This window comes from Pseudarthrobacter woesei, assembly GCF_055412745.1.
On record NZ_JBVAYU010000003.1, the window covers coordinates 135,695 to 161,190 of the forward strand.

22 protein-coding genes and 1 riboswitch are annotated in these 25,496 nt (G+C 67.4%); of the genes, 9 read left to right on the forward strand and 13 right to left on the reverse strand.

Annotated features, from left to right (window positions below; all coding sequences use genetic code 11):
* Positions 1–63: 63 nt before the first annotated feature.
* The 6 genes from ACZYZE_RS06085 to ACZYZE_RS06110 all read right to left on the reverse strand — a co-directional run bounded on the left by ACZYZE_RS06085 (position 64) and on the right by ACZYZE_RS06110 (position 7,234).
* A complete protein-coding gene (locus ACZYZE_RS06085) occupies positions 64–1,506 on the reverse strand; it encodes an aminotransferase class V-fold PLP-dependent enzyme (protein ID WP_463906805.1) in 1,443 nt (480 codons plus the stop codon).
* A 34-nt stretch (positions 1,507–1,540) separates the two neighbouring features.
* Positions 1,541–1,654: riboswitch (SAM riboswitch) on the reverse strand.
* An 87-nt stretch (positions 1,655–1,741) separates the two neighbouring features.
* Entirely contained in the window at positions 1,742–3,115 is a 1,374-nt protein-coding gene (locus ACZYZE_RS06090) for a glutamyl-tRNA reductase (RefSeq protein ID WP_463907155.1), read from the reverse strand.
* 158 nt (positions 3,116–3,273) lie between these two features.
* Entirely contained in the window at positions 3,274–4,086 is an 813-nt protein-coding gene (gene hisN, locus ACZYZE_RS06095; RefSeq protein WP_459316806.1) for a histidinol-phosphatase, read from the reverse strand.
* Between the two features lie 68 nt (positions 4,087–4,154).
* The gene (rsgA, locus tag ACZYZE_RS06100) at positions 4,155–5,270 is read right to left on the reverse strand and encodes a ribosome small subunit-dependent GTPase A (RefSeq protein WP_459316805.1); all 1,116 of its coding nucleotides are present in this window, start codon (positions 5,268–5,270) and stop codon (positions 4,155–4,157) included.
* Complete coding sequence (aroA, locus tag ACZYZE_RS06105; protein WP_463906807.1) at positions 5,254–6,681, reverse strand: 3-phosphoshikimate 1-carboxyvinyltransferase; 1,428 nt, start codon at positions 6,679–6,681, stop codon at positions 5,254–5,256. The genes rsgA and aroA overlap by 17 nt, the downstream gene beginning before the upstream one ends.
* Before the next feature lie 7 nt (positions 6,682–6,688).
* A complete protein-coding gene (locus ACZYZE_RS06110) occupies positions 6,689–7,234 on the reverse strand; it encodes a DoxX family protein (protein ID WP_463906808.1) in 546 nt (181 codons plus the stop codon).
* Between the two features lie 328 nt (positions 7,235–7,562).
* Here ACZYZE_RS06110 and ACZYZE_RS06115 point away from each other — a divergent pair, with 328 nt between their 5' ends.
* Together ACZYZE_RS06115 and rsrA are read left to right on the forward strand one after the other, a co-directional pair.
* Positions 7,563–8,375, forward strand: a complete 813-nt coding sequence (locus ACZYZE_RS06115) for a sigma-70 family RNA polymerase sigma factor (RefSeq protein ID WP_463906810.1) — start codon at positions 7,563–7,565, stop codon at positions 8,373–8,375.
* Complete coding sequence (rsrA, locus tag ACZYZE_RS06120; RefSeq protein WP_459316801.1) at positions 8,372–8,632, forward strand: mycothiol system anti-sigma-R factor; 261 nt, start codon at positions 8,372–8,374, stop codon at positions 8,630–8,632. Before ACZYZE_RS06115 ends, rsrA begins: the two co-directional genes overlap by 4 nt.
* A 116-nt stretch (positions 8,633–8,748) precedes the next feature.
* On the opposite strand, the gene ACZYZE_RS06125 is transcribed toward rsrA, so the two are convergent.
* The 5 genes from ACZYZE_RS06125 to ACZYZE_RS06145 form a co-directional block, all read right to left on the reverse strand.
* Positions 8,749–8,823, reverse strand: a complete 75-nt coding sequence (locus ACZYZE_RS06125; protein ID WP_104061284.1) for a 50S ribosomal protein bL37 — start codon at positions 8,821–8,823, stop codon at positions 8,749–8,751.
* A gap of 95 nt (positions 8,824–8,918) precedes the next feature.
* Complete coding sequence (locus ACZYZE_RS06130) at positions 8,919–9,539, reverse strand: PadR family transcriptional regulator (RefSeq protein WP_459316800.1); 621 nt, start codon at positions 9,537–9,539, stop codon at positions 8,919–8,921.
* A complete protein-coding gene (locus ACZYZE_RS06135; protein WP_463906813.1) occupies positions 9,539–10,381 on the reverse strand; it encodes a DUF4097 family beta strand repeat-containing protein in 843 nt (280 codons plus the stop codon). Before ACZYZE_RS06135 ends, ACZYZE_RS06130 begins: the two co-directional genes overlap by 1 nt.
* A gap of 169 nt (positions 10,382–10,550) precedes the next feature.
* Positions 10,551–11,150: a GDSL-type esterase/lipase family protein gene (locus tag ACZYZE_RS06140; RefSeq protein WP_459316798.1), complete on the reverse strand. Its 600-nt coding sequence runs from the start codon at positions 11,148–11,150 to the stop codon at positions 10,551–10,553.
* A gap of 129 nt (positions 11,151–11,279) precedes the next feature.
* The gene (locus ACZYZE_RS06145) at positions 11,280–15,107 is read right to left on the reverse strand and encodes a multifunctional oxoglutarate decarboxylase/oxoglutarate dehydrogenase thiamine pyrophosphate-binding subunit/dihydrolipoyllysine-residue succinyltransferase subunit (protein WP_459316797.1); all 3,828 of its coding nucleotides are present in this window, start codon (positions 15,105–15,107) and stop codon (positions 11,280–11,282) included.
* Positions 15,108–15,414: 307 nt separating this feature from the next.
* Here ACZYZE_RS06145 and ACZYZE_RS06150 point away from each other — a divergent pair, with 307 nt between their 5' ends.
* From ACZYZE_RS06150 to ACZYZE_RS06175, 6 genes are all read left to right on the forward strand, one after another.
* On the forward strand, positions 15,415–16,902 hold the full coding sequence (locus ACZYZE_RS06150) for a GuaB1 family IMP dehydrogenase-related protein (protein ID WP_463906816.1): 1,488 nt from the start codon (positions 15,415–15,417) through the stop codon (positions 16,900–16,902).
* A gap of 323 nt (positions 16,903–17,225) precedes the next feature.
* Positions 17,226–18,578 (forward strand): hemolysin family protein, encoded by a 1,353-nt coding sequence (locus tag ACZYZE_RS06155; protein WP_463906818.1) that lies wholly within the window; start codon positions 17,226–17,228, stop codon positions 18,576–18,578.
* Positions 18,575–19,636, forward strand: a complete 1,062-nt coding sequence (locus ACZYZE_RS06160; RefSeq protein WP_459318827.1) for a hemolysin family protein — start codon at positions 18,575–18,577, stop codon at positions 19,634–19,636. The genes ACZYZE_RS06155 and ACZYZE_RS06160 overlap by 4 nt, the downstream gene beginning before the upstream one ends.
* Before the next feature lie 683 nt (positions 19,637–20,319).
* Positions 20,320–21,183 (forward strand): metal ABC transporter solute-binding protein, Zn/Mn family, encoded by an 864-nt coding sequence (locus ACZYZE_RS06165; protein ID WP_463907157.1) that lies wholly within the window; start codon positions 20,320–20,322, stop codon positions 21,181–21,183.
* Positions 21,184–21,322: 139 nt separating this feature from the next.
* Positions 21,323–22,138 (forward strand): metal ABC transporter ATP-binding protein, encoded by an 816-nt coding sequence (locus tag ACZYZE_RS06170; RefSeq protein ID WP_463906820.1) that lies wholly within the window; start codon positions 21,323–21,325, stop codon positions 22,136–22,138.
* Entirely contained in the window at positions 22,139–23,029 is an 891-nt protein-coding gene (locus tag ACZYZE_RS06175) for a metal ABC transporter permease (RefSeq protein ID WP_463906822.1), read from the forward strand.
* A gap of 80 nt (positions 23,030–23,109) precedes the next feature.
* On the opposite strand, the gene ACZYZE_RS06180 is transcribed toward ACZYZE_RS06175, so the two are convergent.
* Complete coding sequence (locus ACZYZE_RS06180) at positions 23,110–23,589, reverse strand: Fur family transcriptional regulator (protein WP_459318836.1); 480 nt, start codon at positions 23,587–23,589, stop codon at positions 23,110–23,112.
* Between the two features lie 105 nt (positions 23,590–23,694).
* Between ACZYZE_RS06180 and ACZYZE_RS06185 the strand changes: the two genes are divergently transcribed.
* Entirely contained in the window at positions 23,695–24,351 is a 657-nt protein-coding gene (locus ACZYZE_RS06185) for an MBL fold metallo-hydrolase (protein WP_463906825.1), read from the forward strand.
* On the opposite strand, the gene ACZYZE_RS06190 is transcribed toward ACZYZE_RS06185, so the two are convergent.
* Positions 24,348–25,460 carry a PLP-dependent cysteine synthase family protein gene (locus tag ACZYZE_RS06190; RefSeq protein ID WP_459318823.1) on the reverse strand — a complete coding sequence of 371 codons (1,113 nt, stop codon included), beginning with the start codon at positions 25,458–25,460 and terminating at the stop codon, positions 24,348–24,350. The genes ACZYZE_RS06185 and ACZYZE_RS06190 overlap by 4 nt on opposite strands.
* Positions 25,461–25,496 lie beyond the last annotated feature (36 nt).

Consider the following 25,496-nt stretch of genomic DNA (forward strand, 5'->3'; position numbering starts at 1 on the left):
CGCACGCGGCTGCGGCGCGTTTCCAATCCCGTCGGCGTATCGACACTGCTGATACGAGGTGAGTCAGTCCAGGCCGCAGGGTGCGGCACCGGCGGTGCCCGGCGTATTGGGAGCCCAATGCGGGTAGCTGCGGGAGTCGTTGGCCGGCACCCAGCGGCCGGCGTCCACCACATAGTCCCAGCCAAGGCCGGTCTGCCGCAGTTCCTGCAGCGCGGCCAGCAGCCGCTGGGCATCCTCCAGCCGGGAGCCGACGCCGAAGCTGGCCCGCAGCGAGCCGGAGGCCAACCCGAGCCGGCGGAGCAGCGGGTGCGCGCAGAAGCGGCCGTCACGCAGGCCGATGCCATGCTCGGCGGACAGGTACGCGGCCACCAGGCCGGCGTCGTATCCCTCTACCGAGAAGTTGACGACGCCGATGGTGCCGGTGCCCGGTTCATCGTCCGTGGCCGCAGAGTCCGAGAAGATCTGGTGGACGGTGACGCCGTCGATCCGCTGGAGCCCCTCGACGAGGAAGGACCGGATGGTGTTCTCGTGGGCCTGCCACTGCTCCGGATCCAGGGCAGCGATCACCTGGGTGGCCCGGGCGAGGGTTGCGGCGCCCAGGACATTGGGGGAGCCGCCCTCATGGCGTGCCGGCCCGGTGGTCCAGCTGACCGTGTCGAGCCGGGCATCCTGCACGGCTCCGCCGCCGGCCAGGTGCGGGGTGCCGGTGTCGAGCCAGTCCGGCCGGCCCACCAGGACGCCGGCGCCGAACGGCGCGTAGAGCTTGTGACCGGAGAAGGCGAGGTAGTCGACGTCGTCCGCGGCGATGTCGATCCGGCGGTGCGGGGCCAGCTGGGCGGCGTCGACCACGATCCTGGCGCCGTACTCGTGGGCCAGCGCGGCCAGTGCGCGGATCGGCAGGATTTCCCCGGTGACGTTGGAGGCACCCGTGACGGCGAGCAGGCTGACGCCGCCGTGGGACAGTTCCGCGCGGAGCCGCTCCAGCGTCGCGGCCACCGTGGGGGCAGCCACAACGCTGCGGTGCGGGACGGTCTGCCACGGCAGCAGGTTGGCGTGGTGTTCGATGTCGAGGTAGAGCACCTCGCCGGTGTGCACGCCGCCGGCGACCGGCAGGCAGCCGGCCAGCAGGTTCAGCGAGTCGGTGGTGTTCCGGGTGAAGATTACGGAGTCATCCGGACGTCCGCCCACGAACTCGCGGACGATCGTGCGGGCGTTCTCGTAAACAGACGTGCTGATCTGGGAGGCGTAGCCGGCGCCGCGGTGGACGCTTGCGTAGTACGGCAGGATCTCGTTCAGGTAGGCCGAGACCACGGACAGCGCAGGGGCGGAGGCGCCATAGTCCAGGTTGGCGTAGCGGACGTGGCCGCCCTGGATCAGCGGAGCCTGGATCTCGGCGCCGGTGACCGCGGACAGCGGGCGGCGGGCGATGGCGAACCTGTCGTCCGGGCCTCCGGCTTCGGCGCCACGGCGGAATCCGGGGGTGGCAGGAAAAGTGGCAGTCGTCATGGGACCTCGCTCGAAAAGGATCCCGCATGCCGGGGATCCGCGCTTGCCGGGTCCGTTCAGGACCGGCCAGGTCGTCACCCGGGGCACCCCGCCGCGAATGGAGGGTTGCCGGCCAGCAAACCGGGGTTTAGCGCTGGCACTCGTGACCTGCTTCGAGCCTAGGACATCCGCGCTGGAGGCGAAAAGGGAGGGCCTCAATGTGAAGCGCTTTGTTACGCGGCTCGGCCGGCCGACGCTACGAAGCCGCCGTCTCCGGCTCCGTTGCTTCGCAGTGCTGCTGGTCCGGCCCGGGCGGCCGGCCGATGCCGGGTTGGCGCGGGCTGGTGAGCTGAACGCTGAGGCCGAACAGCGCCTCCAGCGCCGCCGTGTAGTCGTTCTGGCGGCCGGCCGTCGCCAGTTCCCTGGCGCGGACCGTTGGGGTGTGGAGCAGCCGCCTTACAATGCGCCGCAGGGCGAAGTTCACCTCTTCAGCCGGGGCGCCGCAGCCGTGGTGCTTCCGCACCCGTTCCATCTCGGCTTCGAGGACCGCCTGGATGTGCTGGCGCAGGGCAACAACAGCGGTGTCGACGGCGCGGATTTCCTCGTGCTCCTCGAAGTGGTGCGCGGCCTGCTGAACCAGCGACCGGGCGAGGTGCAGTGCCTCAGCGTCTGCCGGGGGAGCGGCGAGCTGAACGGATGCCAGGGTAATTAGTTCAATGCCCGGCAGTTGCGCCACCTGGGGATCGAAGTCGTGGCTGGGGGCGAGATCAATCACGGTGAGGGAATGTCCCGCAGCCTCCCGCCAGTCCGCTAGCGTGGCTGCACTGATACGCGTCCCGGTGCCGCTGCAGCCAATGATGACGTCTGCCCGCGAAATGGCAGAGGGTAATTCCCTGGCCGTCAACGCCCTTCCTCCCCTGGCCGCGACAAATGCACCCGAGCGGCCCGACTGCGAGAAAACAGAAATCGTTGTACACCCTCTGGTTCTGAGGATCTCCGCAACGCAGGCGGCATAGGCGCCGGTGCCGAAGAGGACCACCGTCGTGTCAGCGAGGGCCCGATGCCCGGATCCGCCGGCAAGGTCGAGCGCCACAGACGCAATGGACCTGCTGGCGCTGCTCAGCGCGGTCCGGGAACCAACGTCCTTCGCCGTGCGGGAGGCTCGCTGGAACAGCCGGACCAGACGTCCGCTGGCGGTACCGGCAACTTGTGCTTCGGCGAGGGCGCGGCGGACCTGGCCGGCGACTTCGCGCTCTCCCGCAACAGCGGAATCCAGGCCGGCGGCGACGGCAAAGAGATGCTCGGCCGCAGCGGATCCGTGGTGGTGTTCGAACAGCGCCGTGAGCTGCTGGACGGCCAGTCCGGTGCAGAGGCCGACAGAACCGAGGGCGCCGGAGCGGGCGGTCGCCACCTCGGTGCCGGATGAAACCTCGCAGTAGATTTCGAATCGGTTGCACGTCGACAGGACCACCGATCCGGTCACGGCGGAACTGCCGGCCAGGACGTGCGCGGCCAGTTCCGATGAAACGGAGTGCAGCCGGGCGGCGGCCTCAATGTCCAGATCCCGGTACTTCGCCGCGAGCACCAGCAGGACCGGGCCGGCCGCGTCGTCCCGGGATCCGGAATCCATGGTTTCAAGAGTTGCCGGCATGGCTGCTCTCCTCCCCGTAGGCGTCCGGGCCACCTCGCTTCGGTTGCGGAGTCCGCCGCCGAAGCCAGAGTCGTTCAAACACCTGTGGGAATCCTTGGGTGGCCGGACCGGCCACGGAGCGCAACAGCCGGCAGCTGCTAGAGCAGGTCGTCGAGTCCGGGGTTGAGGCGCTTGAGCACCTCGGAGTGGAGGATCGAGTTGGTGGCCAGGGCGTTGCCGCCGAACGGGCCGTCTTCGCCCTCGAGGGAGGTGAAGCGCCCGCCGGCCTCGGTGACGATCGGGACCAGCGCGGCCATGTCGTAGAGGTTCAGTTCGGGCTCGCAGGCGATGTCGACGGCGCCCTCCGCCACGAGGCAGTAGGACCAGAAGTCGCCGTAGGCGCGGGTGCGCCAGACCTCTTCGGTCAGGCCGAGGAATTCATCGAGGTTGCCGCGCTGTTTCCAGCCGCCCAAGCTCGAGTAGGACAGCGAGGCATCCGAGAGCTGGGAGACGTTGGAGACCTTCAGCCGGGTCGCGGCGGCCAGTGAGCGGCCCATGTACGCGCCGGCGCCCTTGCCGGCCCACCAGCGTTTGCCCAGGGCAGGGGCGCTGACGACGCCGACCACCGGCACGCCCTCGTCCACGAGGGCAATCAGGGTGGCCCAGACGGGGACGCCGCGGACGAAGTTTTTGGTCCCGTCGATCGGGTCGATGATCCAGCGGCGGGAGCCGTGGCCGGAGCTGCCGAACTCTTCGCCCAGGACGGCGTCGCGGGGGCGGGAGCGGGACAGCTGGCCGCGGATTGCTTCCTCGGCGGACTTGTCGGCATCGGTGACCGGCGTCAGGTCCGGCTTCGTCTCGATCCGAAGGTCGAGCGCCTTGAAGCGGCTCATGGTCTGGGAATCTACGGAATCTGCCAGTACATGGGCAAGACGCAGGTCATCGTTGTAGCTCGAAGCGGGTTGACTCATGGTTCCAAACTACCGTCAAAGGGGGCGGCGGAGCGGGAGGCCACGTTGCTGCGCCCCGGGAGGCCACGCTAGGAGACGGTGCCCAGTTCCTTGACGTCCTGCGCTTCCATCCGCGGGTCCGTGCCCAGCAGCCGGCGGAGCGAGGTCAGCCGGGCGGGGCCGGACGGGCCGGCATGACCACCCGCAACCCAGGCGTCGACACCGCAGTTGACGGCGCTTGTGTTGTGCTTGCAGCCCCGCTCGCAGTCGTCGGTGCCGGGTTCGAGGTCCGGGAAGGAACGCAGGATCCGGTCCGGGTCCACATGGGCCAGGCCGAAGGAGCGGATGCCGGGGGTATCGATGATCCAGCTGCCGGCCGGTGCCTCGTTGACCTTGAGGGCCAGCGCCGAGGACGACGTGTGCCGGCCGCGCCCGGTCACGGCGTTGACGCCGCCGGTGGCGCGCTCGGCACCGGTCAGGGCATTGACCATGGTGGACTTGCCGACGCCGGAATGGCCCAGCATCACCGTGACCTTGCCGTCGAGGTGGCCGCGCAACTGGGAGACGGCGTCGATGTCAAGCCGGGCCGAGAGCCCGTCGTCCGAGCGGGCGTCGATCCCGGAGGCGGCAGAATCCGCCGTCTTGCTGATGATGACCGGGAAATCCAGATGCTGGTAGTTGGAGAGCAGCTCGGCGGGATCTTTGACGTCGGCTTTGGTGACGAGCAGCAGCGGAGAAATGCCGGCGTCGTACGCGGCCACGAGGGCGCGGTCGATGAAACCGGTCCGCGGCTCCGGGTTGGCCGCCGCCACCACGATCACGAGCTGGTCCGCGTTCGCGACGACGGCGCGCTCGATCGGGTCGGTGTCATCGGCGCTGCGCCGCAGGAGCGTCTTGCGGTCCTGGATCCTGACCAGCCGGGCCAGGGTGTCGGGTTCGCCGCTGACATCCCCGACGAGCGAGACGAAGTCGCCGGCCACCACGGGGTTGCGGCGCAATTCCCGGGCGCGGGCGGCGATGATCTTGCGTTCCTCCCCGGTGCCCTCGCCGACGACGGCGGTGTAGCGTCCCCGGTCGACGGTGATGATCCGGCCGGTGACGGCGTCGTCGTGGCTGGGACGGTCCTTGGTGCGTGGCCGCGTGCCCTTTTTATTGGGGCGGATCCGGGCGTCGGATTCGTCCCAGGAGTCAGTGCTGCGTGCCACCGGTGGCGTCCTTTGTGTCTGCGGGGGCCGCGGCGGTCTCTCCGGTGCTTCCTTGGGCGAGCATGGCTTCCCACAACCGGGGGAAGTCCGGCATGGTCTTGGCGGTGGTCGCGATGTCCTCGACCTCGATGCCAGGCACGGCCAGGCCCAGGATGGCGCCGGCCGTGGCCATGCGGTGGTCCGCGTAGCTGTGGACGACGCCGGCATGGAGCGCAGCCGGCCGGATGATCAGGCCGTCGGGCGTTTCCTCGGCGTCGCCGCCCAGCCGGTTGATCTCGGCCACGAGGGCGGCCAGCCGGTCCGTTTCGTGTCCCCGGAGGTGGGCGATGCCGCTGAGCCGGGAGGGTCCCGTGGCGAGGGCGCAGAGCGCCGCGACGGTGGGGGCGAGTTCGCTGGTTTCATCGAAGTCCCCGCCGGTGATCTCGGGGCCGCCGGTCACTGTGAGGGTGCCGTCCGTCAGCGTGACGGTGGCGCCCATGGTGGTGAGGATATTCCGCCAGAGGTCTCCCACCTGGGTGGTAACGTGTGGCCAGCCCGGGATCCGGACGGTCCCGCGGGTCGCCAGTGCGGCCGCGAGGAACGGTCCTGCGTTGGAGAGGTCCTGCTCGATGAGGTGGTCAAAGGCGCGGATGGGGCCGGGGGAGACAATCCAGTGGTTCGGGACCGAATCGTCCACGGCCACACCGACGCCGCGCAGCACCGCGACGGTCATGTTGATGTGGTCCAGGCTGGGCACGGGCCTGCCGGCGTGTTCCTTGCTTGAATGTTCCAGGTGCAGCCCGTCCGTGAAGCGGGCGCCGGCCAGCAGCAGGGCGGACACGAACTGCGAGGAGGCGCTGGCGTCGATGACGAGGTGCCCGCCGCGGACTTCGCCGGTGCCGTGGACGGTGAACGGCAGGGAGGACGCCGGTCCGCCGCCGGGCGCGCTGACGTCGACGCCGAGCCCTGCGAGGGCGCCGATGATGGCCCCCATCGGGCGCTTGCGGGCGTGCGGGTCGCCGTCGAACAGGCTTTCGCCGTGGCGAAGCGCCGCGACAGGCGGGACGAAGCGCATGACCGTGCCGGCCAGGCCGCAGTCGATCGCGGTTCCGGCCGCAGGGCTGTCCAGGCTGATGGGGGTGATTTCCAGGTCGGGGCCGAAGGCGCCGTCACCAGGAACCTCGGTGATGGTGGCGCCGAGCCGGCGCAGTGCCCCGATCATCAGGGCGGAGTCACGGGAGTGCAGCGGCGCACGCAGGCGCGAGGGCCCGTCAGCGATGGCTGCCAGCACCAGATACCTGTTGGTCAGGGACTTGGAGCCCGGCACGGTAACCGTCGCGTCGACGGGCCGGTCCGCGAACGGCGCCCGCCAAAGCGGTGCGACGCCGGCCGGGACGGGGAGGGCAGCTGCAGCGGGGGTGGTGCCGGTCATTGCTTCCTTATGCTCCGACGGTGTGTACGGCCTTGCGCACCGCTTTGTCGGCCTTCTTCAGCTGCTTGCCCGTGGTCTTCTTGACATCAGCGGCGAGGTGGCCGGTGTTCTTCCTGGCGTCGGCCGCGAGATGCTCGGCGCGCCAGGCCAGGCTGGGCTTTCCATTCGTGTCGACGGCGGCCAGCAGGACGCCGCCGGTCAGCGAGACGTTCTTCAGCAGCTGCTTGCGGCGGGCATCGCGGCCCTCCTTGGAGGTGATGTCCGCGCTGCGCCATTCAACGTAGCCATTGAGGGCGGAGATGGCGGCCAGGATGGTGGCCGCAAGGCGGGCAGACTTGCCGAGCGCGAAGAGGACGCCGGCACCGACCTGGGTGCCGCCGATGACGCGGGCCAGCACCTTTTCATTGGTCTGGAACGGCAGCGACTCAGCCGCGCGGCGCAACAGGGGAGACAGCTGCGTCGCAGTGTCATCCGCATTCTTTAGCTTATCCACGCCGGCAAGGACGAAACTGGAGGCGAGCATGGGCCGGGCGAGAAAGCGGACAAACGACATGAATTTCCTCCTGGATGGACGAACCGCGGAATCAACGCGGGAGAACCGGTTCTAGTCTTGCACTTTTGCGGAATATTTGCCCGTTGGGCGTGGTTGTGAATGGCAGGTTCCAGCCGCTTTTCGATGGCTGGATTTTGAGTCGGATCAGCCCCATTGGCGGGGCTGCAACACATGGGCACGGCCGGACCACTCCGGTGCGGCCCGGGGAGGCGGAGATTTGATTCTGGTGACGGACAAAGTGCAACTGGCGGATCCCAGGGAAGCGTGGGGCCTCGCCCTTCCGGACGGTTCGGGTGCCCGCCGGAAGGTGACAGTAGACTTGAACGCAATGAGCACCATGGATCCGGCCGTTGCGGCCATGCACGAGGTGGCCGGAAACGACACCGCGCCCGCCAAGACACCTGTTGCCGGCCCCGCTGGCGCATCCCGTGAGGCTGCCCCGGCGTCTGACGCAGTCCAGGTTGCCCCGGACAACGAAGCCGCCGTCCGGGAGACCATCGTGGACGGCAAGCCGCTTGACGTCGCGGTCGAGTCGGCGGAAGAGCGCCGGGTCCGTTTTGAACGCGATGCCATGCAGTACGTGGATCAGCTGTATTCCGCGGCCATGAGGATGGCACGGAATCCCGCAGATGCCGAGGACCTTGTCCAGGAGGCCTACACCAAGGCTTTTTCCGCGTTCCACCAGTACAAGCCCGGGACCAACCTCAAGGCCTGGCTGTACCGCATCCTCACCAACACCTACATCAATCTTTACCGCAAGCGGCAGCGCGAGCCGCTGCAGTCGAATTCGGACACCATCGAGGACTGGCAGCTGGCCCGCGCCGAGTCGCACACCTCCTCGGGACTGCGCTCGGCCGAGGCCGAGGCGCTGGACCACTTGCCGGACTCCGATGTGAAGCGGGCACTGCAGGCGATCCCGGAGGAGTTCCGCCTTGCGGTGTATTTCGCCGACGTCGAGGGCTTTGCGTACAAGGAAATTTCAGACATCATGAACACGCCGATCGGGACCGTCATGTCCCGGTTGCACCGGGGCCGGAAGATGCTGCGGGACATGCTCGCCGACTACGCCGCCGAGCGGGGATTCAGGGCCGCAAATTCCACCGCCGCGGCCGGAAGCAACAAACAGGAGAACAGGAAATGAGCGACTGCCAGGGACTGGGCGATTGCGACGACGCCCGGATGCAACGTATCTACGAGTATCTGGACGGGGCGCTCACGCATGATGACATCGCTGAGATCAAGGACCACCTGGACGGGTGCCCTGAGTGCTTTGAGCAGTACGACCTCGAATGTGTCATCCGCGTGATGGTGAAGCGTTCGTGCACGGAGGCGGCACCGGAGAACCTCAAGAACTCCATCCTTGACCGGATCCATACAATCCGGCCCGTCGAGGCCTGAGTTCTCCCGGCCTCCGCTCCCTTAGCCTGAGAAACGTAGCGTGATAAAACGAATGACCCCGGAAACCTCAAGGTTTCCGGGGTCATTCGTCTCAAGCTGTCATTCCAAGCTTTTGCTTAGGCGTTGGGGCGCTTGCCGTGGTTCGCGCCGCCACGCTTACGGTCACGACGTTTACGTGCACGTTTGCTCATAGCTGGCCTCCTTACTATCGGTACTCAAAAGAGCTGCCCTCAAGTCTCCCACATCGGGACTCGAGCCGCGAACCGGCGGCCTGCCCGACGCCTCCCTAGCCGAGTGAATTGCGGATCGAGATCCTGGCCTGGTCCAGCACCGTCTTGACCGTCTCCAGCGTCACCGGCGTGATGGGCTGCCGGCCGCCGTGGCGGCGGAGTTCAACGCGGATGTCGTCACGGAAGGTCTGCACCAGCATTTCCGCTTCGCGCAGGCGCCGGTCGCTCTCCTGGGAGTACCGCGGGCCGGCAAGGGCGCCGACTGTTGATCCTGCCGCGCGGGCCGTGGAGCGTGCCGCCTCGGCCGTCGCGGCGAGGTCGGCCCGCAGCCCGCGCATATTGACCCGGATGTCCTCCCGCAGGTTGTCGGCCAGACGGCGGACCGAGGCCGAGATGTCATCCTCCACCCCGGCCAGTTCGTCCCGCCTGCTGTTGAGCTCCACGAGGCCGGCCGGGGTGATGCTGTAGTTGGTCCGGCGGCCCTCCGTCTGGGTGGCCACCAGCCCCTCCTCCTCGAGCTTGCCGAGCCGCGGGTAGATGGTTCCGGCGCTTGGGGAGTAGGTGCCGCCGAACCGTTCGCTGAGCGCCTTGATGAGTTCGTAGCCGTGCTTGGGGCCGGACTCGAGCAGCGCGAGCAGATACAGCCGCAGCGCTCCGTGGGCAAAGACCGGAGGCACTAGTGCCCCGTTTCGGAATCCGCGGTCGGCTGGCCGTGGAAGATGGAGGTTTTTCCCGAGACGGAGTTGGTCCGCACCAGCATGAGCTGGGCGTCGGGTCCTGCGATGGTCTGCACGCTGCCGCCGGGCTGGGTGTATCTCTGGTCATCGATGACGACGGCGCCGCTGGCGGAGTTCGCGATGATGTCGACGCCGACGTCGTGCGGCAGCCGGATGGTGACGTCCCCGGACACGGAATTCGAGCCGAAGTCCTGGGTGAAGCCGTGCAGGTCGAAGCCCAGGTCGCCGCTGACGGTGTTGGCTCTGACATGGCTGAAATCGCCCGACGCTGTGACCTCGCCGGAGACGCTCTTGGCCGTGAATACACCATGGTGGTTGCGCGCAATCACCTCGCCGCTGACGGTGCTGACGTTGAGGTCCCCGGAGGTGCCGTCGGCCAGGACGGAACCCGAAACTGTATTCAGCCTGATGTTCCCGCTGATCCCGGCGACCATGCCGTCGCCGCTGACGGTGCCCGCTTCCACCGCGACGCCTGCGGGCAGGGCGATGCTGACGACTACCGAATTGCCGCTGCTGTTGTTGACGGTGCCCATGAGGTTCTTGAACCAGCCCTGCGCGCCGTGCAGCTGGTGGCGGACCTCGAGCCGGCCGTTGACCAGGCTCACGGCCAGCGGGTCGCCCTGGATTTCGGAGACCTCGATCCGGGCAACGTCCTCCTCGTGCGTGACGATGTCGAAGCGGCCCCGGACGATGCCGAGTTTCAGCGATCTGACGCCGTCGACGTCGATTGTCTGCGGGCCGGTGACGGTCCAGGTGTTCTCTGCCGCTTCGTTCTCTGTCATGGTTCCTCCGGGAGGGCGATACGGATGCGAATGATTGCGATATATCGCGACTACGAAAGTCACGATATATCGCCTCATGCTCCGACGTCAAGATATATCGCGAACTTGGACTCCGGCAGGGCAGGATAAGGACGTGGTTCCGGCGACCGGCCGGCCGGACCGGGGAGGACTACTCCGGTGCGTCCAGGCCAAGCCACTGGAACCAGCCGCGGTGCAGCACCAGCCACGCCATCAGCCCGTAGCCGGCCTGTCCGGGGGTGCCGCTGTTGGCCGCAAGATCCTGGCGCCATTGCTCGTGGTTCAGCAGCGGCGAGAAGGTGTCCACGTAGAGGTGCTTGCGGCGGGTGGTGACATCGGCGAAGGCCGTGTTGAGCTCGCCAAGCCTGCGGTTCTGCGTCGGGTCCAGGGTGGGCGGCGGCCCCACCACAAAAACCTCGATCTTGTTCTGCGAGGCGGAGTCCAGGATGTTTGCCAGGTTCAGCCGGCTACGGGCCGTGGACAGCCCGAATTCGATGTCGCGGCCGGAGAGCCCGATTACCAGGCGGTTCTCATGGCTGTTGCCGAAGCGGCGCCCGGCCTCCTCGAGCCAGCGCGCGGCCAGCCCCTCGGTCCCCTCCTGCGGGCACGGCAGGGAGTAGCTTTCCAGGGACATGCCGTCCTGGGGGGTGCGGGCAAGTACACGGCCCAGCCAGCCCAGGGCGCGGGGATCACCCAGCCCGGCCAGCAGCTCATCGCCAACGGCTGCGATACGCAGCTTTCGATCTTCCACGACTACCTCTTCACTCCAAAGCGCTAACGAGACACAGTCCACTAGACCACGCCGGTCCGGACACACCGGTTAAACACCACTGCCCGGCCGGAGTTTCGTGTTTCCATCTCCGGCCGGGCAGCAATGACCTTACTTACGTGCGAATGCCTGCTTGAGCAGGGTGTCCTGCTCCGCCGCGTGCCGCTTCATCGACCCTGCCGCGGTGGACGCCGAGGCGGGACGGGAAACGAGGCGCACCCGGCGGTCCAGCTCGTCCGGAAGGTTGAGGCCGATGAACGGCCACGGACCCTGGTTGGCGGGCTCGTCCTGCGCCCAGACGACTTCGGCGTTCGGGTACTTGGCAAGCTCCGCGGCGATCTCGGCGGACGGCAGCGGGTACAGCTGTTCTACCCGCACGATTGCCGTCGCTTTGTCTTCGGTCTTCTGCCGGGTGGACAGGAGATCGTAGTACAGGCGGCCGGAGACCAGCAGGACGCGTTCGACGGCCTCGGTCTTCAGCTGCTCGTGGTCGGGGATCACGGTCCGGAAGGTGCCGGTGGTGAAGTCCTCCACCGACGACGCTGCGGCCTTGAGGCGAAGCAGCTGTTTCGGCGTGAAAATGATGAGCGGCTTGCGCGGCCGGCTGTACGCCTGGCGGCGCAGCAGGTGGAAGTGCGACGCCGACGTCGTCGGGTTTGCCACGATCATGTTCTGCTCGGCACACATCAGCAGGAAGCGCTCGATCCGGGCCGAGGAATGGTCCGGGCCCTGGCCTTCGTAGCCGTGCGGCAGCATCAGCACGAGCGAGGAGCGCTGGCCCCACTTCTGCTCCGCCGAGGAGATGAACTCGTCGATGATGGTCTGGGCGCCGTTGACGAAGTCGCCGAACTGCGCTTCCCAAAGCACCAGGGCGTCCGGGCGTTCCACCGAGTAGCCGTATTCGAAGCCCATGGCGGCGTATTCGGAGAGCAGGGAGTCATAGATCCACAACTTGGCCTGGTCCTCTGAGAGGTGGGCCAGGGGCGTCCACTCGTCACCGTTGGCACGGTCGTGGAAGACGGCGTGGCGCTGCACGAAGGTGCCGCGTCGCGAGTCCTGGCCGGCGAGCCGCACGGGCACGCCTTCCATGGTGAGCGAGCCGAACGCCGCGAGCTCGCCGAAGCCCCAGTCGATGCCACCCTCGCGGGACATCGCCTCGCGCTTCTCCAGCAGCTGCTTGAGCTTGGCATGGACCGTGAAGCCCTCGGGGATGTCGGTGTGGGCCCTGCCGATCCGGGCCAGCGTCCCGGCGGAGATCGCCGTGGACGCCGGGGTGCTGACGGACGAATCGCCCTGCTGGGAAATCGGGCGTTCGATGTCCGACACGGCGGCGGAATCGGCCGTGATGATCGGAATCGGGGACGTCTGGGCGGCGTGCGTTTCGGCGAAGACGCGCTCGAGGCGTTCCTGGTAGTCGCGCAGCAGCTGCTCGGCTTCCTCCTCGGTGATGTCACCGCGGCCGATCAGCGATTCCGTGTACAGCTTGCGGACCGAACGCTTGGCTTCGATCAGGTTGTACATCAGCGGCTGGGTCATCGAGGGGTCATCGCCCTCGTTGTGGCCGCGGCGGCGGTAGCAGACCATGTCGATGACAACGTCCTTGTGGAACCGCTGGCGGAAGTCATAGGCGAGCTGGCCGATCCGGACCACGGCCTCCGGGTCATCGCCGTTCACGTGGAACACCGGCGCCTGGATCATCTTGGCGACGTCCGTGGAGTAGGTGGAGGACCGCGAGGACGACGGGGCGGTGGTGAAGCCGACCTGGTTGTTGACCACGATGTGGATGGTGCCGCCGGTGCGGTAGCCGCGCAGCTGGGAGAGGTTGAGCGTTTCCGCCACCACACCCTGGCCTGCGAAGGCCGCGTCGCCGTGCACCATGATCGGCAGCACGGGGAAGGCTTCACCCTGGTCGAGGCGGTCCTGCTTGGCGCGGACGATGCCTTCGAGGACGGGGTCAACGGCTTCAAGGTGGGACGGGTTGGCGGCGAGGTAGACCTTGGTCTCCTTGCCGTTATCCGAGGTGAACGTACCCTCGGTGCCGAGGTGGTACTTCACATCGCCGGAGCCCTGCACGGAGCGGGGATCCTGGGTGCCCTCGAATTCGCGGAAGACCTGGGCATAGGTCTTGCCGGCAATGTTGGTGAGCACATTGAGCCGGCCACGGTGGGCCATGCCGATCGCTACTTCGTCGAGTTCGTCGTCGGCCGCATTGGAGATCACGGCGTCCAGCAGCGGAATCAGGGATTCGCCGCCTTCCAGCGAGAAGCGCTTCTGCCCGACGAACTTCGTCTGCAGGAACGTCTCGAAGGCCTCGGCGGAGTTGAGCTTGGAGACGATGCGGAGCTGCTCGTCACGGCTCGGCTTGGAGTACGGGTGCTCGATCTGGTCCTGGAACCACTTGCGCTCTGCCGGGTCCTGGATGTGCATGTACTCGATGCCGGCGGTGCGGCAGTAGGCGTCGCGGAGGACGCCGAGGATGTTGCGGAACTTCAGCATCGGCTTGCCGCCGAAGCCGCCGGTGGGCCATTCGCGGTCCAGGTCCCACAGGGTCAGGCCGTAGGTCAGGACATCGAGGTCCGGGTGCTTGCGCTGGACGTACTCGAGCGGATCGGTGTCCGCCATGAGGTGGCCGCGGACCCGGTAGGCGTGGATGAGCTGCTGGATCCGGGCGACCTTGTTGATTTCGTCGGCCGGGTCCACCTGCAGGTCCGGGCTCCAGCGCACCGGCTCGTACGGGATGCGCAGGGATTCGAAGATGTCGTCGTAGAAGTTCTGCGCGCCCAGCAGGAGCTGGTGCACGAGCTTCAGGAACTCGCCGCTGCCGGCACCCTGGATGACGCGGTGGTCATAGGTGGAGGTCAGCGTGAGGACCTTGCTGATGGCGTTCTGGGCGATGATCTTCTCGCTTGCACCCTGGAATTCCGCGGGGTAGTCCAGGGCGCCGACGCCGATGATGGCGGCCTGGCCCTTGGACAGGCGCGGCACCGAGTGCACCGTGCCGATGCCGCCGGGGTTGGTCAGCGACACCGTGGTGCCCGAGTGGTCATCGGCGGTCAGCTTGCCGGCGCGGGCGCGCTTGATCAGGTCCTCGTAGGTGTGCCAGAACTCGGAGAAGTTGAGGGTCTCCGCCTTCTTGATGTTCGGCACCATGAGCAGCCTGGTGCCGTCAGGCTTGGGCATGTCGATGGCGATGCCGAAGTTCACGTGCGCCGGCTGGACGGCGACAGGCTTGCCGTCGATCTCGTCGAAGTAGACGTTCATCGAGGGGAACTGGGCCAGGGCGCGGATGACGGCATAGCCGATCAGGTGCGTGAAGGAGACCTTGCCGCCGCGGGCGCGGGCCAGGTTGGAGTTGATGACCACGCGGTTGTCGATCAGCAGCTTCGCCGGGATGGCCCGGACACTGGTGGCGGTGGGCACCTCCAGGCTGGTAATCATGTTGGTGGCAATGGCCTTGGCCGGACCGCGAAGCACGGACACGACGTCCTCTTCCGGGGCCGTCGGGGCCTTGATGTTCTTGGGCAGCTGGGCCGGAATCGGCGTGCTGCCCGGGCTGGCCTCCGACGTCTTGGAGCCGTCGCGGGCGACGGTGGCCGGGGCCTTCTTGGCCGCGGCCGGCGCAGGCGCCGGTGCGGCAGGCGCGGGAGCAGCGGCAGCGGCTGCGGCCGGAGCCGAAGCTGCCGGGGCTGCCGGCCGCGCCTGCGACGCGGCAACCGGAGCTACAACGGGAATTTCGCGGGTGGTGGGGTGCGCAACTGTCGCTGCGCCTGAGGCTCCGTTGGTGGACGAACCGTCACCGGCGTCGAAGGATTCGAACAGCGGCCACCACTTGGCATCAACCGCGTTCTTGTCCTGCTGATAACGCTCGTACAGTTCGTCAACGAGCCACTCGTTTCCGCCAAATTCCTCGGGTAGACGGTGGCTAGGCTGCTCTGGCACTTGAAATACGCCTCTTCCGTGAGTTTGATTCCCACTGGTTTCCACGGTGCCGCAGCACAACGATCGAACCAGTCTCCGCGTCCAGTGAACCCAGACCCATGCCAGTCTAGTGACGATTCTTGCCAAACCGCCAATAGGGCTGACTCAAATCATCAAGTCGCCGGAGTGCGTCGACTTCTCACGCGACAGGGCGGCCTTTTGGGCCGCTCCGCAGCGACCGCAACCCTCCAACGCTCGCCTAGAATCGCACTGAGAACGGTTTGGCACCGTGAATGCCGGTATGTGAATTCCTATATAAGGAGCAGTTGTGCGATTCCTGAGCGAGCCCACCACCGATCTGACCTACTCGGACATCTTCCTGGTGCCGTCCCGCTCTGATGTCACGTCACGCCTGGACGTGGACCTGGCGGCCGACGACGGGACGGGCTCCACGATTCCGCTGGTCGCAGCGAACATGACGGCGGTGACGGGCAAGCGGATGGCTGAGACCATGGCCCGCCGCGGCGGCCTCGCCGTGCTGCCCCAGGACGTCCCCCTCGAGGTGATCCGGGACGTCACCGCCTGGATCAAGACCCGTCACCCGGTCCTGGAAACCCCCGTCACCCTCTCGCCGGCCGATACCGTGATCGACGCACTCCATCTGATGGGCAAGCGGCCGCACGGGGCAGTGGTTGTGGTGGACGACGCCGGCACCGTGGCCGGCGTCATCCGAGCCGCCGACTGCGAGGGACAGGACCGCTTCGCCTCGCTCGCCTCCGTCATCCGGCACGAGCCGCTCGTGCTGGACGCGGAAGGGCTCGACGCCGGAGCCGGCGCCGGTTCCCTCGACCTGTCCCAGGGCCGGTCCCTGCGGGGGCTGCGCCGCGCTTTCGACGCGATGGACGCCGCGGGAACCGACTACGCTCCCGTCCAGCTGAACGGAACCCTGGCGGGGGTGCTCAGCCGCAAGGGCGCGCTGCGCTCAACGCTTTACCGCCCCCTGCTGGACCAGGCTGGCAACCTCAAGGTCGCTGCCGCCGTCGGGATCAACGGCGACGTGGCCGGCCGGGCCGCGCAACTGCTGGCCGCCGGCGTCGACGTGCTGGTCCTCGACACCGCGCACGGCCATCAGCAGAAGATGTTCGATGCGCTGGCCGCCGTGAAGGGCCTCAACCCCGGCGTCCCGGTCGTGGCGGGCAACGTCGTCACCGCCGAGGCGACCCGGGAACTCATCCAGGCAGGGGCGGACATCGTCAAGGTCGGCGTCGGACCGGGCGCCATGTGCACCACCCGCATGATGACAGCCGTGGGCCGCCCCCAGTTCTCCGCCGTGCTGGAGTGTTCCGCGGCTGCCCGGGCCGCCGGCGGGCGGGTCTGGGCAGACGGCGGTGTCCGCTACCCGCGCGACGTGGCACTGGCCCTCGCGGCCGGGGCAAGCCAGGTCATGATCGGCTCCTGGTTTGCCGGCACGCACGAGAGCCCGGGGGACCTGCAGCTCGACGCCGTCGGCCGCCAGTTCAAGGAGAGCTTCGGCATGGCCTCGGCCCGGGCCGTCCAGAACCGCAACCAGCGCGAAGGTGCCTTCGAAAAAGACCGCAAGGCCCTGTTTGAGGAGGGTATCTCCACCTCGCGTATGTACCTCGATGCGACCCGGCCCGGCGTCGAGGACCTGCTGGACATGATCACCGCGGGCCTCCGCAGCTCCATGAGCTATGCCGGCGCCGCCGACCTCGCCGCGTTCAGGGAACGCGCCGTGGCGGGGATCCAGTCCGCGGCAGGCTACGAGGAAGGCCGCCCGGTTCCGCAAAGCTGGTGACCCGGGCCACCTCCCGAAACGGCCGCCGTCGGGCGTCACGACAGCGGGCGTCATTTGGCGGTCGGCGGCAGCCGCTCCTGTAGACTGGGATTCTTATGGACAGTAAATCTAGGTGCCGGCCTGGGGGCTGTCAGCGGAGAACCGAATCCGGTCCCGCGCAGTCCACCCGCAGAGCCGGCAAACCCCGTTCACGTGCCCATCGTTCTCCGGCAGTACGCCCGTCCGGAGCCTTCCAGGAGACAGGGTCGGCCCCCGCCGACCACCCTCCGCCTGCCAGACTCTTCCTATGCGGCCACCCGGGCGCTCCGGAAGCAGGCCGCTAAATGGAGTGGATCCTTCTCGGAGCAGGCCTCCTGCTCATCCTCGGCACCGGGTTCTTCGTAGCCGTCGAATTCTCCCTGGTGGCCCTCGACCAGGCCACCGTCCAGCGCGCCGTCGACAACGGCGACACCGCCGCCGGCCCGCTGCTCAAATGCCTCAAGTCGCTGTCCACACAGCTCTCCAGCTGCCAGCTGGGCATCACCATCACCACCCTGCTGACCGGCTACGTTATGGAACCATCGGTCGGCAAGCTGCTCGAAGGTCCGCTGGCCGCCATGGGACTCCCGGACGCCGCAGCCGCCTCCTTGTCCCTCATCCTCGCGATGGCCCTGGCCACGCTCTTGTCCATGCTGATCGGGGAGCTCGTTCCCAAGAACATGGCCATTGCGTTGTCGTTTACCGTCGGCAAGGCCCTGGCCCGGCCCCAGCTGGTCTTCACCGCGATCTTCAAACCCGCCATCGTGGTGCTCAACGGTTTCTCCAACAAGGTCCTGAATATTTTCGGCCTGGAGGCCAAGGAAGAGATTTCGGGCGCCCGGACACCGGCCGAGCTGGCCTCCCTGGTGCGCCGTTCGGCCGCGATGGGAACCCTCGACGCCGGCACCGCCAACTTCGTTGCCCGGACGCTGAAGTTTTCCGGACGGACCGCGGCGGATGTTATGACGCCCCGGATCCGGGTCGAGACCATCGACGGCGACCAGCCGGTGTCCGACATTGTGGAGGCCGCACGCCGGACGGGCTATTCTCGCTTCCCGGTCATCGGCGAGTCCTCGGACGACATCCGCGGTGTGGTGCACATCAAGAAGGCCATCGCCGTTCCTTCGGGCCGGCGCGCCAACCTCGAGGCCGGTGCGATCATGACCGATGTGCTCCGGGTCCCCGAAACCATCCACCTGGACGCCCTGCTGGCGGAACTGCGCGAAGGCAACCTTCAGCTGGCCGTGGTCCTGGACGAATACGGCGGCACCGCCGGGATCGCCACGCTGGAGGACCTGGTCGAGGAAATCGTCGGAGAAGTCGCCGACGAACACGACAAGGTCCGGCCGGGGCTGCTGCAGAGCGCCTCCGGTGACTGGTACTTCCCGGGGCTGCTCCGCCCCGATGAACTCTCCGAACAGATCCCGGGCCTGACCGTGCCTGACGAGTCTGCCTACGAAACGGTGGGAGGCTACGTAATGAGCCAGTTGGGCCGCATCGCATCCGTCGGTGACACCGTCGACGTCGGCGGCGGGACCCTCAGGGTCACCCGCATGGACGGGCGCAGGATCGACCGGATCTGCTTTAAACCCGCCCGCATCCGCAGCGGGGACCACGGCGGGGACCACGCCGCCGACCTCGGGGCCGGTGCCGCATGAGCGACTGGGCAGGCATTCTCTGGCTCGTTGTTCTGCTGCTCGGCAACGCCTTCTTCGTTGGTGCCGAGTTTGCGGTCATGTCCGCGCGCCGCAGCCAGATCGAGCCGCTCGCCGAGGCGGGGTCCAAGCGGGCGCAGACCACGCTGCTGGCCATGGAAAACGTCTCGCTGATGCTGGCGTGCGCCCAGCTGGGCATCACCGTCTGCTCGCTGCTGATCCTGCAGGTGGCGGAGCCGGCGATCCATCACCTGATGGTCGTCCCGCTGGAAGCGGTGGGTGTCCCTGCGGAGATCGCCGACGTCGCGGCGTTCGCCGTCGCGCTGCTGCTGGTCACGTTCCTGCACGTCACCATCGGCGAAATGGTGCCGAAGAATATCTCGGTGTCGATGGCGGACAAGGCAGCCCTGCTGCTGGCCCCGCCGCTGATGTTCATCGCCCGGCTGGTGAAGCCGGTGATCGGGACCCTCAACTGGGCCGCGAACCACATCCTGAAGCTGATGCGGATCGAGCCGAAGGATGAGGTCACCTCCTCCTTCACGCTCGAGGAAGTGCAGTCGATCGTGCAGGAATCCACCCGCCACGGGCTCGTGGACGACGAGTCCGGACTCATCACCGGTGCACTGGAATTCTCCGAGCACACCGCGTCCGTTGTGATGGTTCCGCTCGACAAACTCGTGATGCTGAAGGCGAACACCACCCCGGTGGAATTCGAGAAGGCTGTGAGCCGGACCGGTTTCTCCCGGTTCCCGATGCTGGATGATGACGGAATGCTCTCCGGCTACCTCCACATCAAAGACGTGCTGTCGATTTCCGACGCCGCCTACCACCAGCCGATCGCCGAGAGCCACATCCGCTCGCTGGCGAACCTGGCCATGGACGATGAGATCGAGAAGGCCATGTCCGTCATGCAGCGCACCGGCTCGCACCTGGCCCGGGTGATCGGGCCGGACGGACTCACACAGGGAGTGCTGTTCCTAGAGGACGTCATTGAACAGCTCGTGGGTGAGATCCGGGACGCCACCCAGGCCACGGGCTACCGGAGGCTGGGCCAGGACTAGGGGCCGTTTTTCGCTAGTTCCTCGGGGTTCAGCCGGGCCGGGACCTTTTCGCGCCGGGGGACATGCCCATTTTTCGCACCCAGGACAGGACATAACCGGTGTATGTCCACCCGCTGGCCGCGGCGCGGGGCATGTCCAGTGGGCATTTTCGTCGTCTTGGCCGGGCGCCGGCAGCCAGCGGGCACGCTCCCTCCCGGTTGCCTGCCGTCCGGCCGCCTGCCGGCCCGGGCAAAGCCCGGATTCCCGGGGCGCGTTTGGCGCCGGCCGCCGAAGCAACCGGGCAGGACCGTCACGGCATGGGCGTGTGGGGCTGGCCCGGCCAAGCGTTCGACAGGTCCGGCGTCGGGTGGGTCCGGAGTCGGGGAGCCGGGCTGCTCCGCGGGGGGACATGCCCATTCTTCGCACCCAGGACCGGGCATAACAGGACTATGCCCACCCGCCGGCCCCGGCGCGGGGCATGCTCTCGAGCCCGGCCGCCCCGCACCCTGGGACCCAGGCCCCCGACGAACCAACGAAAATGCCAGCCAGCCGATGCCGTGTAGCCCTAAATAGGAATGATTCCCATTTAGGGCTACACTCGAAGCCGTTACTAATGCTCCTGATTCTCAATAACAGATCCGAGGTTTCCCGTGCGTCGTCCTGCTGCCCGTGTTCTAGTGGCCGCCCTTGCCGGCCTCAGCGTGATGCTGACGGCCTGTAGCCCGACGGCGGGGAGCCCGCGGGGAACTGCCGGGGACGGAACCGTCGAGGTCGTTGCCTCCACCGGTGTCTACGGAGACATTGTCAGCAGTATCGGCGGAGACAAGGTGCGCGTCAATTCCATCATCACTCGCACCAGCCAGGACCCGCACTCCTACGAGGTGACCAGCCAGGACAAGCTGGCGGTTTCCAAGGCCGAACTGGTGCTGGAGAACGGCGGCGGCTATGACGATTTCATCGATAGGCTGGCCGAGGAGACCGGGCTGGAGCGCAGGAACGTTATGAACGCCTCCGAGCTGTCCGGGCTCGAGAACGCCGGCCAGGCAGGCTTCAACGAGCACGTCTGGTACAGCCTGCCGGCCATGGCCCGGCTGGCCGACGCCGTTGCGGCCAGGCTTGGCGAACTTGAACCGTCGTCGGCGGAGACCTTCCGCACCAACGCCTCGGCCTTCAAAGAGTCGCTCGGCGGCCTGGAAGCTAAGCTCGCGACGGGCAAGGCTTCCGCCGGCCAGGGCGCCGCCGCCGTCACCGAGCCGGTGCCGCTCTACCTGCTGGACGCCGCGGGCCTGGAAAACGAGACCCCCGAGGCGTACATGGAGGCCATCGAATCCGGCGCGGACGTCCCGCCCGCCGTTCTGAAGTCCGCCGTCGACCTGGTGCGCTCCGGCAGGATCAAACTGCTGGCCTATAACCCTCAGACCGAAGGCCCGCAGACGCTCGCGCTGAGGGACGCAGCGGCCGCCGCCGGCGTTCCGGTGCTGAACTTCAGCGAGACGCTGCCGGAGGGCAAGACATACCTGCAGTGGATGACGGACAACGTCGACGGGATTGCCAGGACCCTGTCCTGAGCACAGCCCGGACAATGGCCGCTGGTTCAACCGGGCCCCGGACCACCGGGGCCTAAGATGATAATCGCAACAGCGTGAGTAGACGCGGCAGCGGAACGCGTGGGCCAGAAGGCCTGCGCAGAAATTGAGGAAAACCAAGTTGACACCCGTAGTGAGCCTCCGAGGTGCCTCCCTGTCGTTCGGAAGACGGACTCTCTGGGAGAACCTGGATCTGGACATCAACCCGGGTGAATTCTTCGCGGTCCTTGGCCCGAACGGCAGCGGCAAGACCACCTTCCTGAAGGTGCTCCTCGGGCTGCAGGAACTCTCCTCCGGAACGGCCGTGCTTGACGGGCATCCCGTGGAACGGGGGAGCCGGCGGATCGGCTACATCCCGCAGCAGAAGGCCTTCGACCCCGACACCCCGCTGCGCGCCCGCGACCTCGTCGGCCTCGGCATCGACGGCCACCGCTGGGGTGTCCGCCTCGGAGCGGCCAAGGCCAACCGCAAGATCGACCGGCTGCTGGGGCTGGTGGGGGCCGGGGACTATGCCAGGACGCCCGTTGGCCAGCTCTCGGGCGGCGAACAGCAGCGGCTGCGGGTGGCGCAGGCCCTCGCGACGGATCCGAAGGTCCTGCTCTGCGATGAACCGCTGCTGTCCCTTGACCTGCAGCACCAGCAGGCAGTCAGCGGCCTGATCAACGAACAGTGCCACGAACAGAAGAGCGCGGTCGTGTTCGTAACGCACGAGATCAACCCCATCGTGGACTACGTCGACCGGGTGCTGTACCTGGCCGGCGGACGCTTCCGGGTCGGAACGCCTGCGGAAGTCATGACCACCGAGGTCCTGTCCGATCTCTACGGCAGCCATGTCGAAGTGATCCGCGCGAACGGCCGGATGGTGGTGGTGGGCGTCCCGGATGCCACCACCCACCACCATCACGACGCGCATGCGGTTGCAGGGGAGGTGGGCTAGATGGACTTCGAAAGCCTGCTGAACTCCATTTTCAACTTTGAGAACTACGGCGATCTGCTCGGTCTGGTCCAGAATTCGATCTGGGCCGGGGCGGTCCTGGGGCTGCTCGGCGGGCTGGTGGGGACCTTCGTGATGAAGCGGGATCTGGCGTTTGCCGTGCACGGTATCTCCGAACTGTCCTTCGCGGGCGCGGCCTTCGCACTGCTGATCGGTGTGGACGTGGTGCTGGGCTCGCTGGCGGGTTCGGTGGCGGCGGCCCTGCTGCTGGGCCTGCTGGGGGTGCGCGCACGGGACAAGAATTCGACCATCGGCGTCCTTATGCCCTTCGGCCTGGGCCTGGGCATCCTCTTCCTCTCACTCTATGAAGGCCGCGCCGCCAATAAGTTCGGCCTGCTGACGGGGCAGATCGTCTCCGTGGGGACCGTCCAGCTGCAGGTATTGGCCGTCGCCGCCGTCGTCGTGATGCTTGCCCTGATCGCCATTTGGCGGCCGCTCACCTTTGCGAGTGTTGACCCCGACGTGGCCGAAGCCCGCGGTGTGCCGGTCCGCGCCCTCGCCCTCGGCTTTATGCTGCTGTTGGGCGTCAGCGTGGCGCTCTCCATCCAAATCGTCGGTGCCCTGCTGGTGCTGGCGCTCCTGATCACCCCCGCGGCGGCGGCCCTGCGGGTGACGTCGTCGCCCCGGTTGGTGGTGATCCTCAGCGTGGTGTTCGCCGTGACTGCGACCGTGGGCGGCATCCTGCTGGCCCTCGGCGGCCGGCTCCCGATCAGCCCCTACGTAACCACACTGTCGTTCCTGATCTACGTCGTCTGCCGCGTGATCGGCGGCGTCCGGGCGAAGCGGGGAATGAACGGGCGCGTGCTGCGGAGAACGCCGGTACCGGCTGCCTGAGGCTGGCGCCGCCCGCATCCGGCCACGCGCGGGAACCGTGCCGGAAAGTCGCAATATCGGAGCCGGCCTGCGGTTCCTGGCTAGCCGCCGTCCTGGCGTGCGGTGCACTCCGGGCACAGCCCGTAGATCTCCACAGTGTGTTCCACCGCGGTGTAGCCGTGCTCCTGTGCGATCCGTGCTGCCCAGGCCTCGACGGCGGGTGCCTCCACCTCGACGGCCTTGCCGCAGCTGCGGCACAGCAGGTGGTGGTGGTGGCCGGTGACGGCGCAGCGCCGGTACACGGCCTCGCCGTCGGCGTTCCGGAGCACGTCAACCAGGCCGTCGTCGGCGAGGGACTGCAGGATCCGGTAAGAGGTGGCCAGGGAAACCGAGGTGCCACGCTCCTGCAGGATCCGGTGGAGCTCCTGCGTGCTGACGAAGTCCGCGAGCTCGTCCAGGGCTGCGCTGACCGCGAGCCGCTGCTTGGTGACGCGCTGCTCCTTGCCTGCGGCCGGGGCTGGAGCCGGAGCCGGGGCTGGAGCCGAGGTCCGGCTGCCGTCGGCGGTGGCCTCCTGGGACATTGTCGAAGTCGCCTCGCTGATCGTCGTGCGGTGGGGTGATGGCAAGGTCCAAGATTACCAGCCGGGTTCGTGGACACGGGAATGCCGGATGCCTAGGCTGGCCAGATGCTGCTGACGAAATTCACCCATGCCTGTGTCCGGCTCGAGAAGGACGGCAGGGCGCTGGTGTTTGACCCGGGAACGTTCTCCGAGACGGCCCAGGCGCTGGCGGGCGCGGATGCCGTGCTGATCACCCACGAACATACGGACCACATCGACGTCGACGCCGTCGTCGCCGCGCTGCTGGGCAGCGACTCGCTGCAGCTCTTCGCACCGGCCGGGGTCGCCGCGCAACTGCGCGAGAAGGCAGCCCAAGCCGGGTCCCGGATCCATACCGTGGCCCCCGGGGAGGACTTTGAGGCGGCCGGCTTCGCCGTCAGGAGCTTTGGCGGGCAGCACGCGCTGATCCATCCGCAGATTCCGGTGGTGGCCAACATCGGCTACTTCGTGGATTCCAATGTCTACCATCCGGGGGACTCCTTCATAGTTCCCGACGGCGTGGAGGTGCGGACGCTGCTCGTACCCATCCACGCACCGTGGAACAAGGTGGGCGAAGTGGTGGACTTCGTCATTGCCGTCCGCGCACCGAAGGCATTCCCGATCCACGACGCCCTGCTCAACGATAGTGGACGCGGCCTTGTCGAAGGACATGTGACCCGGTTCGGCGCAAAATACGGCACCGAATACCGGCACCTCTCCAGCGGGGACTCGGTGGAGGTCTAGGCCCGGCCGGAAGCCTGGGCCGGCCAGACCCCGCTCGTGAAAAACTCGCGGATGGTGGCCTCGTGGGGTTCAGGGTCCAGCCTCTGTGACTGCAGCCAGCCCGGGTTGTAGTAGTTGCCTGCGTAGCGGTCGCCGCCGTCGCACATCAGGGACACGACGCTGCCGCGCCGGCCCTCGGCGATCATCCCGGCGATGAGCTGCCATACGCCCCAGAGATTGGTGCCGGTGGACGGGCCGGCGTGCAGTCCGGTGTGCTGCTGAAGGTGCCGCATCGCCGCCACTGAGGCGGCGTCCGGGACCTGCACCATGTAGTCAATCACCGCGGGGACAAAGCTCGGCTCCATCCGCGGCCGGCCGATTCCCTCGATCCTCGAGGGGAGCCCTGTCGCCTCGGAATCCCCTGCGCCGTCGCGGCAATTCAGCCACGCCGGGTAAAACGCGGAATTCTCCGGATCCACAACGGCCAGCTCCGTGTCATGGCGGTGATAGCGGAGGTACCGGCCGATCGTCGCGCTGGTCCCGCCGGTGCCCGCACCCACCACGATCCAGCGGGGGACCGGGTGCTCTTCCAGCGCCAGCTGCCCGAAGATCGACTCGGCGATGTTGTTGTTTCCGCGCCAGTCCGTCGCCCGCTCGGCATACGTGAACTGGTCCATGTAGTGGCCTTTGGTGCTCCTGGCCAGTTCGCCGGCGGCCTCATAGACCTCCGAGGCATGGTCCACCAGCAGGCAGGAGCCGCCAAACTGTTCAATCAGGGCAATCTTCTCCCGGCTGGTGGTCCGCGTCATGACGGCGATGAACGGCAGTCCCAGCAGTTGCGCAAAATAGGCTTCCGAGACCGCCGTGCTGCCGCTGGAGGCCTCCACAATGGTGGTCCCCTCGGTGATCCAGCCGTTGACCAGCCCGAACAGAAACAGCGACCGCGCCAGCCGGTGCTTGAGGCTTCCGGTCCGGTGCGTGGATTCGTCCTTAAGGTACAACTGGACACCCCAGTGCTCCGGGAGCGGAACCGAATACAGGTGGGTGTCGGCGGAGCGGTTGTTCTCGGCATTGATTCTACGGATGGCCTCGTCAGCCCAGGTCCGGTCCTTTGTGCGCTCTCTGATCACCGCACCAGCCTACCCGCGGCGGCCGCGCCAACGATG

Coding starts and splice junctions, on each gene's coding strand:
- ACZYZE_RS06165 (WP_463907157.1), top strand. CDS start 20,320: ATGCTGACGGCCTGTAGCCCGACGGCGGGGAGCCCGCGGGGAACTGCC.
- rsrA (WP_459316801.1), top strand. CDS start 8,372: ATGAGCGACTGCCAGGGACTGGGCGATTGCGACGACGCCCGGATGCAA.
- ACZYZE_RS06160 (WP_459318827.1), top strand. CDS start 18,575: ATGAGCGACTGGGCAGGCATTCTCTGGCTCGTTGTTCTGCTGCTCGGC.
- ACZYZE_RS06185 (WP_463906825.1), top strand. CDS start 23,695: ATGCTGCTGACGAAATTCACCCATGCCTGTGTCCGGCTCGAGAAGGAC.
- ACZYZE_RS06175 (WP_463906822.1), top strand. CDS start 22,139: ATGGACTTCGAAAGCCTGCTGAACTCCATTTTCAACTTTGAGAACTAC.
- ACZYZE_RS06115 (WP_463906810.1), top strand. CDS start 7,563: ATGAGCACCATGGATCCGGCCGTTGCGGCCATGCACGAGGTGGCCGGA.
- ACZYZE_RS06155 (WP_463906818.1), top strand. CDS start 17,226: ATGGAGTGGATCCTTCTCGGAGCAGGCCTCCTGCTCATCCTCGGCACC.
- ACZYZE_RS06085 (WP_463906805.1), bottom strand. CDS start 1,506: ATGACGACTGCCACTTTTCCTGCCACCCCCGGATTCCGCCGTGGCGCC.
- ACZYZE_RS06110 (WP_463906808.1), bottom strand. CDS start 7,234: ATGTCGTTTGTCCGCTTTCTCGCCCGGCCCATGCTCGCCTCCAGTTTC.
- hisN (WP_459316806.1), bottom strand. CDS start 4,086: ATGAGTCAACCCGCTTCGAGCTACAACGATGACCTGCGTCTTGCCCAT.
- ACZYZE_RS06135 (WP_463906813.1), bottom strand. CDS start 10,381: ATGACAGAGAACGAAGCGGCAGAGAACACCTGGACCGTCACCGGCCCG.
- ACZYZE_RS06180 (WP_459318836.1), bottom strand. CDS start 23,589: ATGTCCCAGGAGGCCACCGCCGACGGCAGCCGGACCTCGGCTCCAGCC.
- aroA (WP_463906807.1), bottom strand. CDS start 6,681: ATGACCGGCACCACCCCCGCTGCAGCTGCCCTCCCCGTCCCGGCCGGC.
- ACZYZE_RS06090 (WP_463907155.1), bottom strand. CDS start 3,115: ATGGATTCCGGATCCCGGGACGACGCGGCCGGCCCGGTCCTGCTGGTG.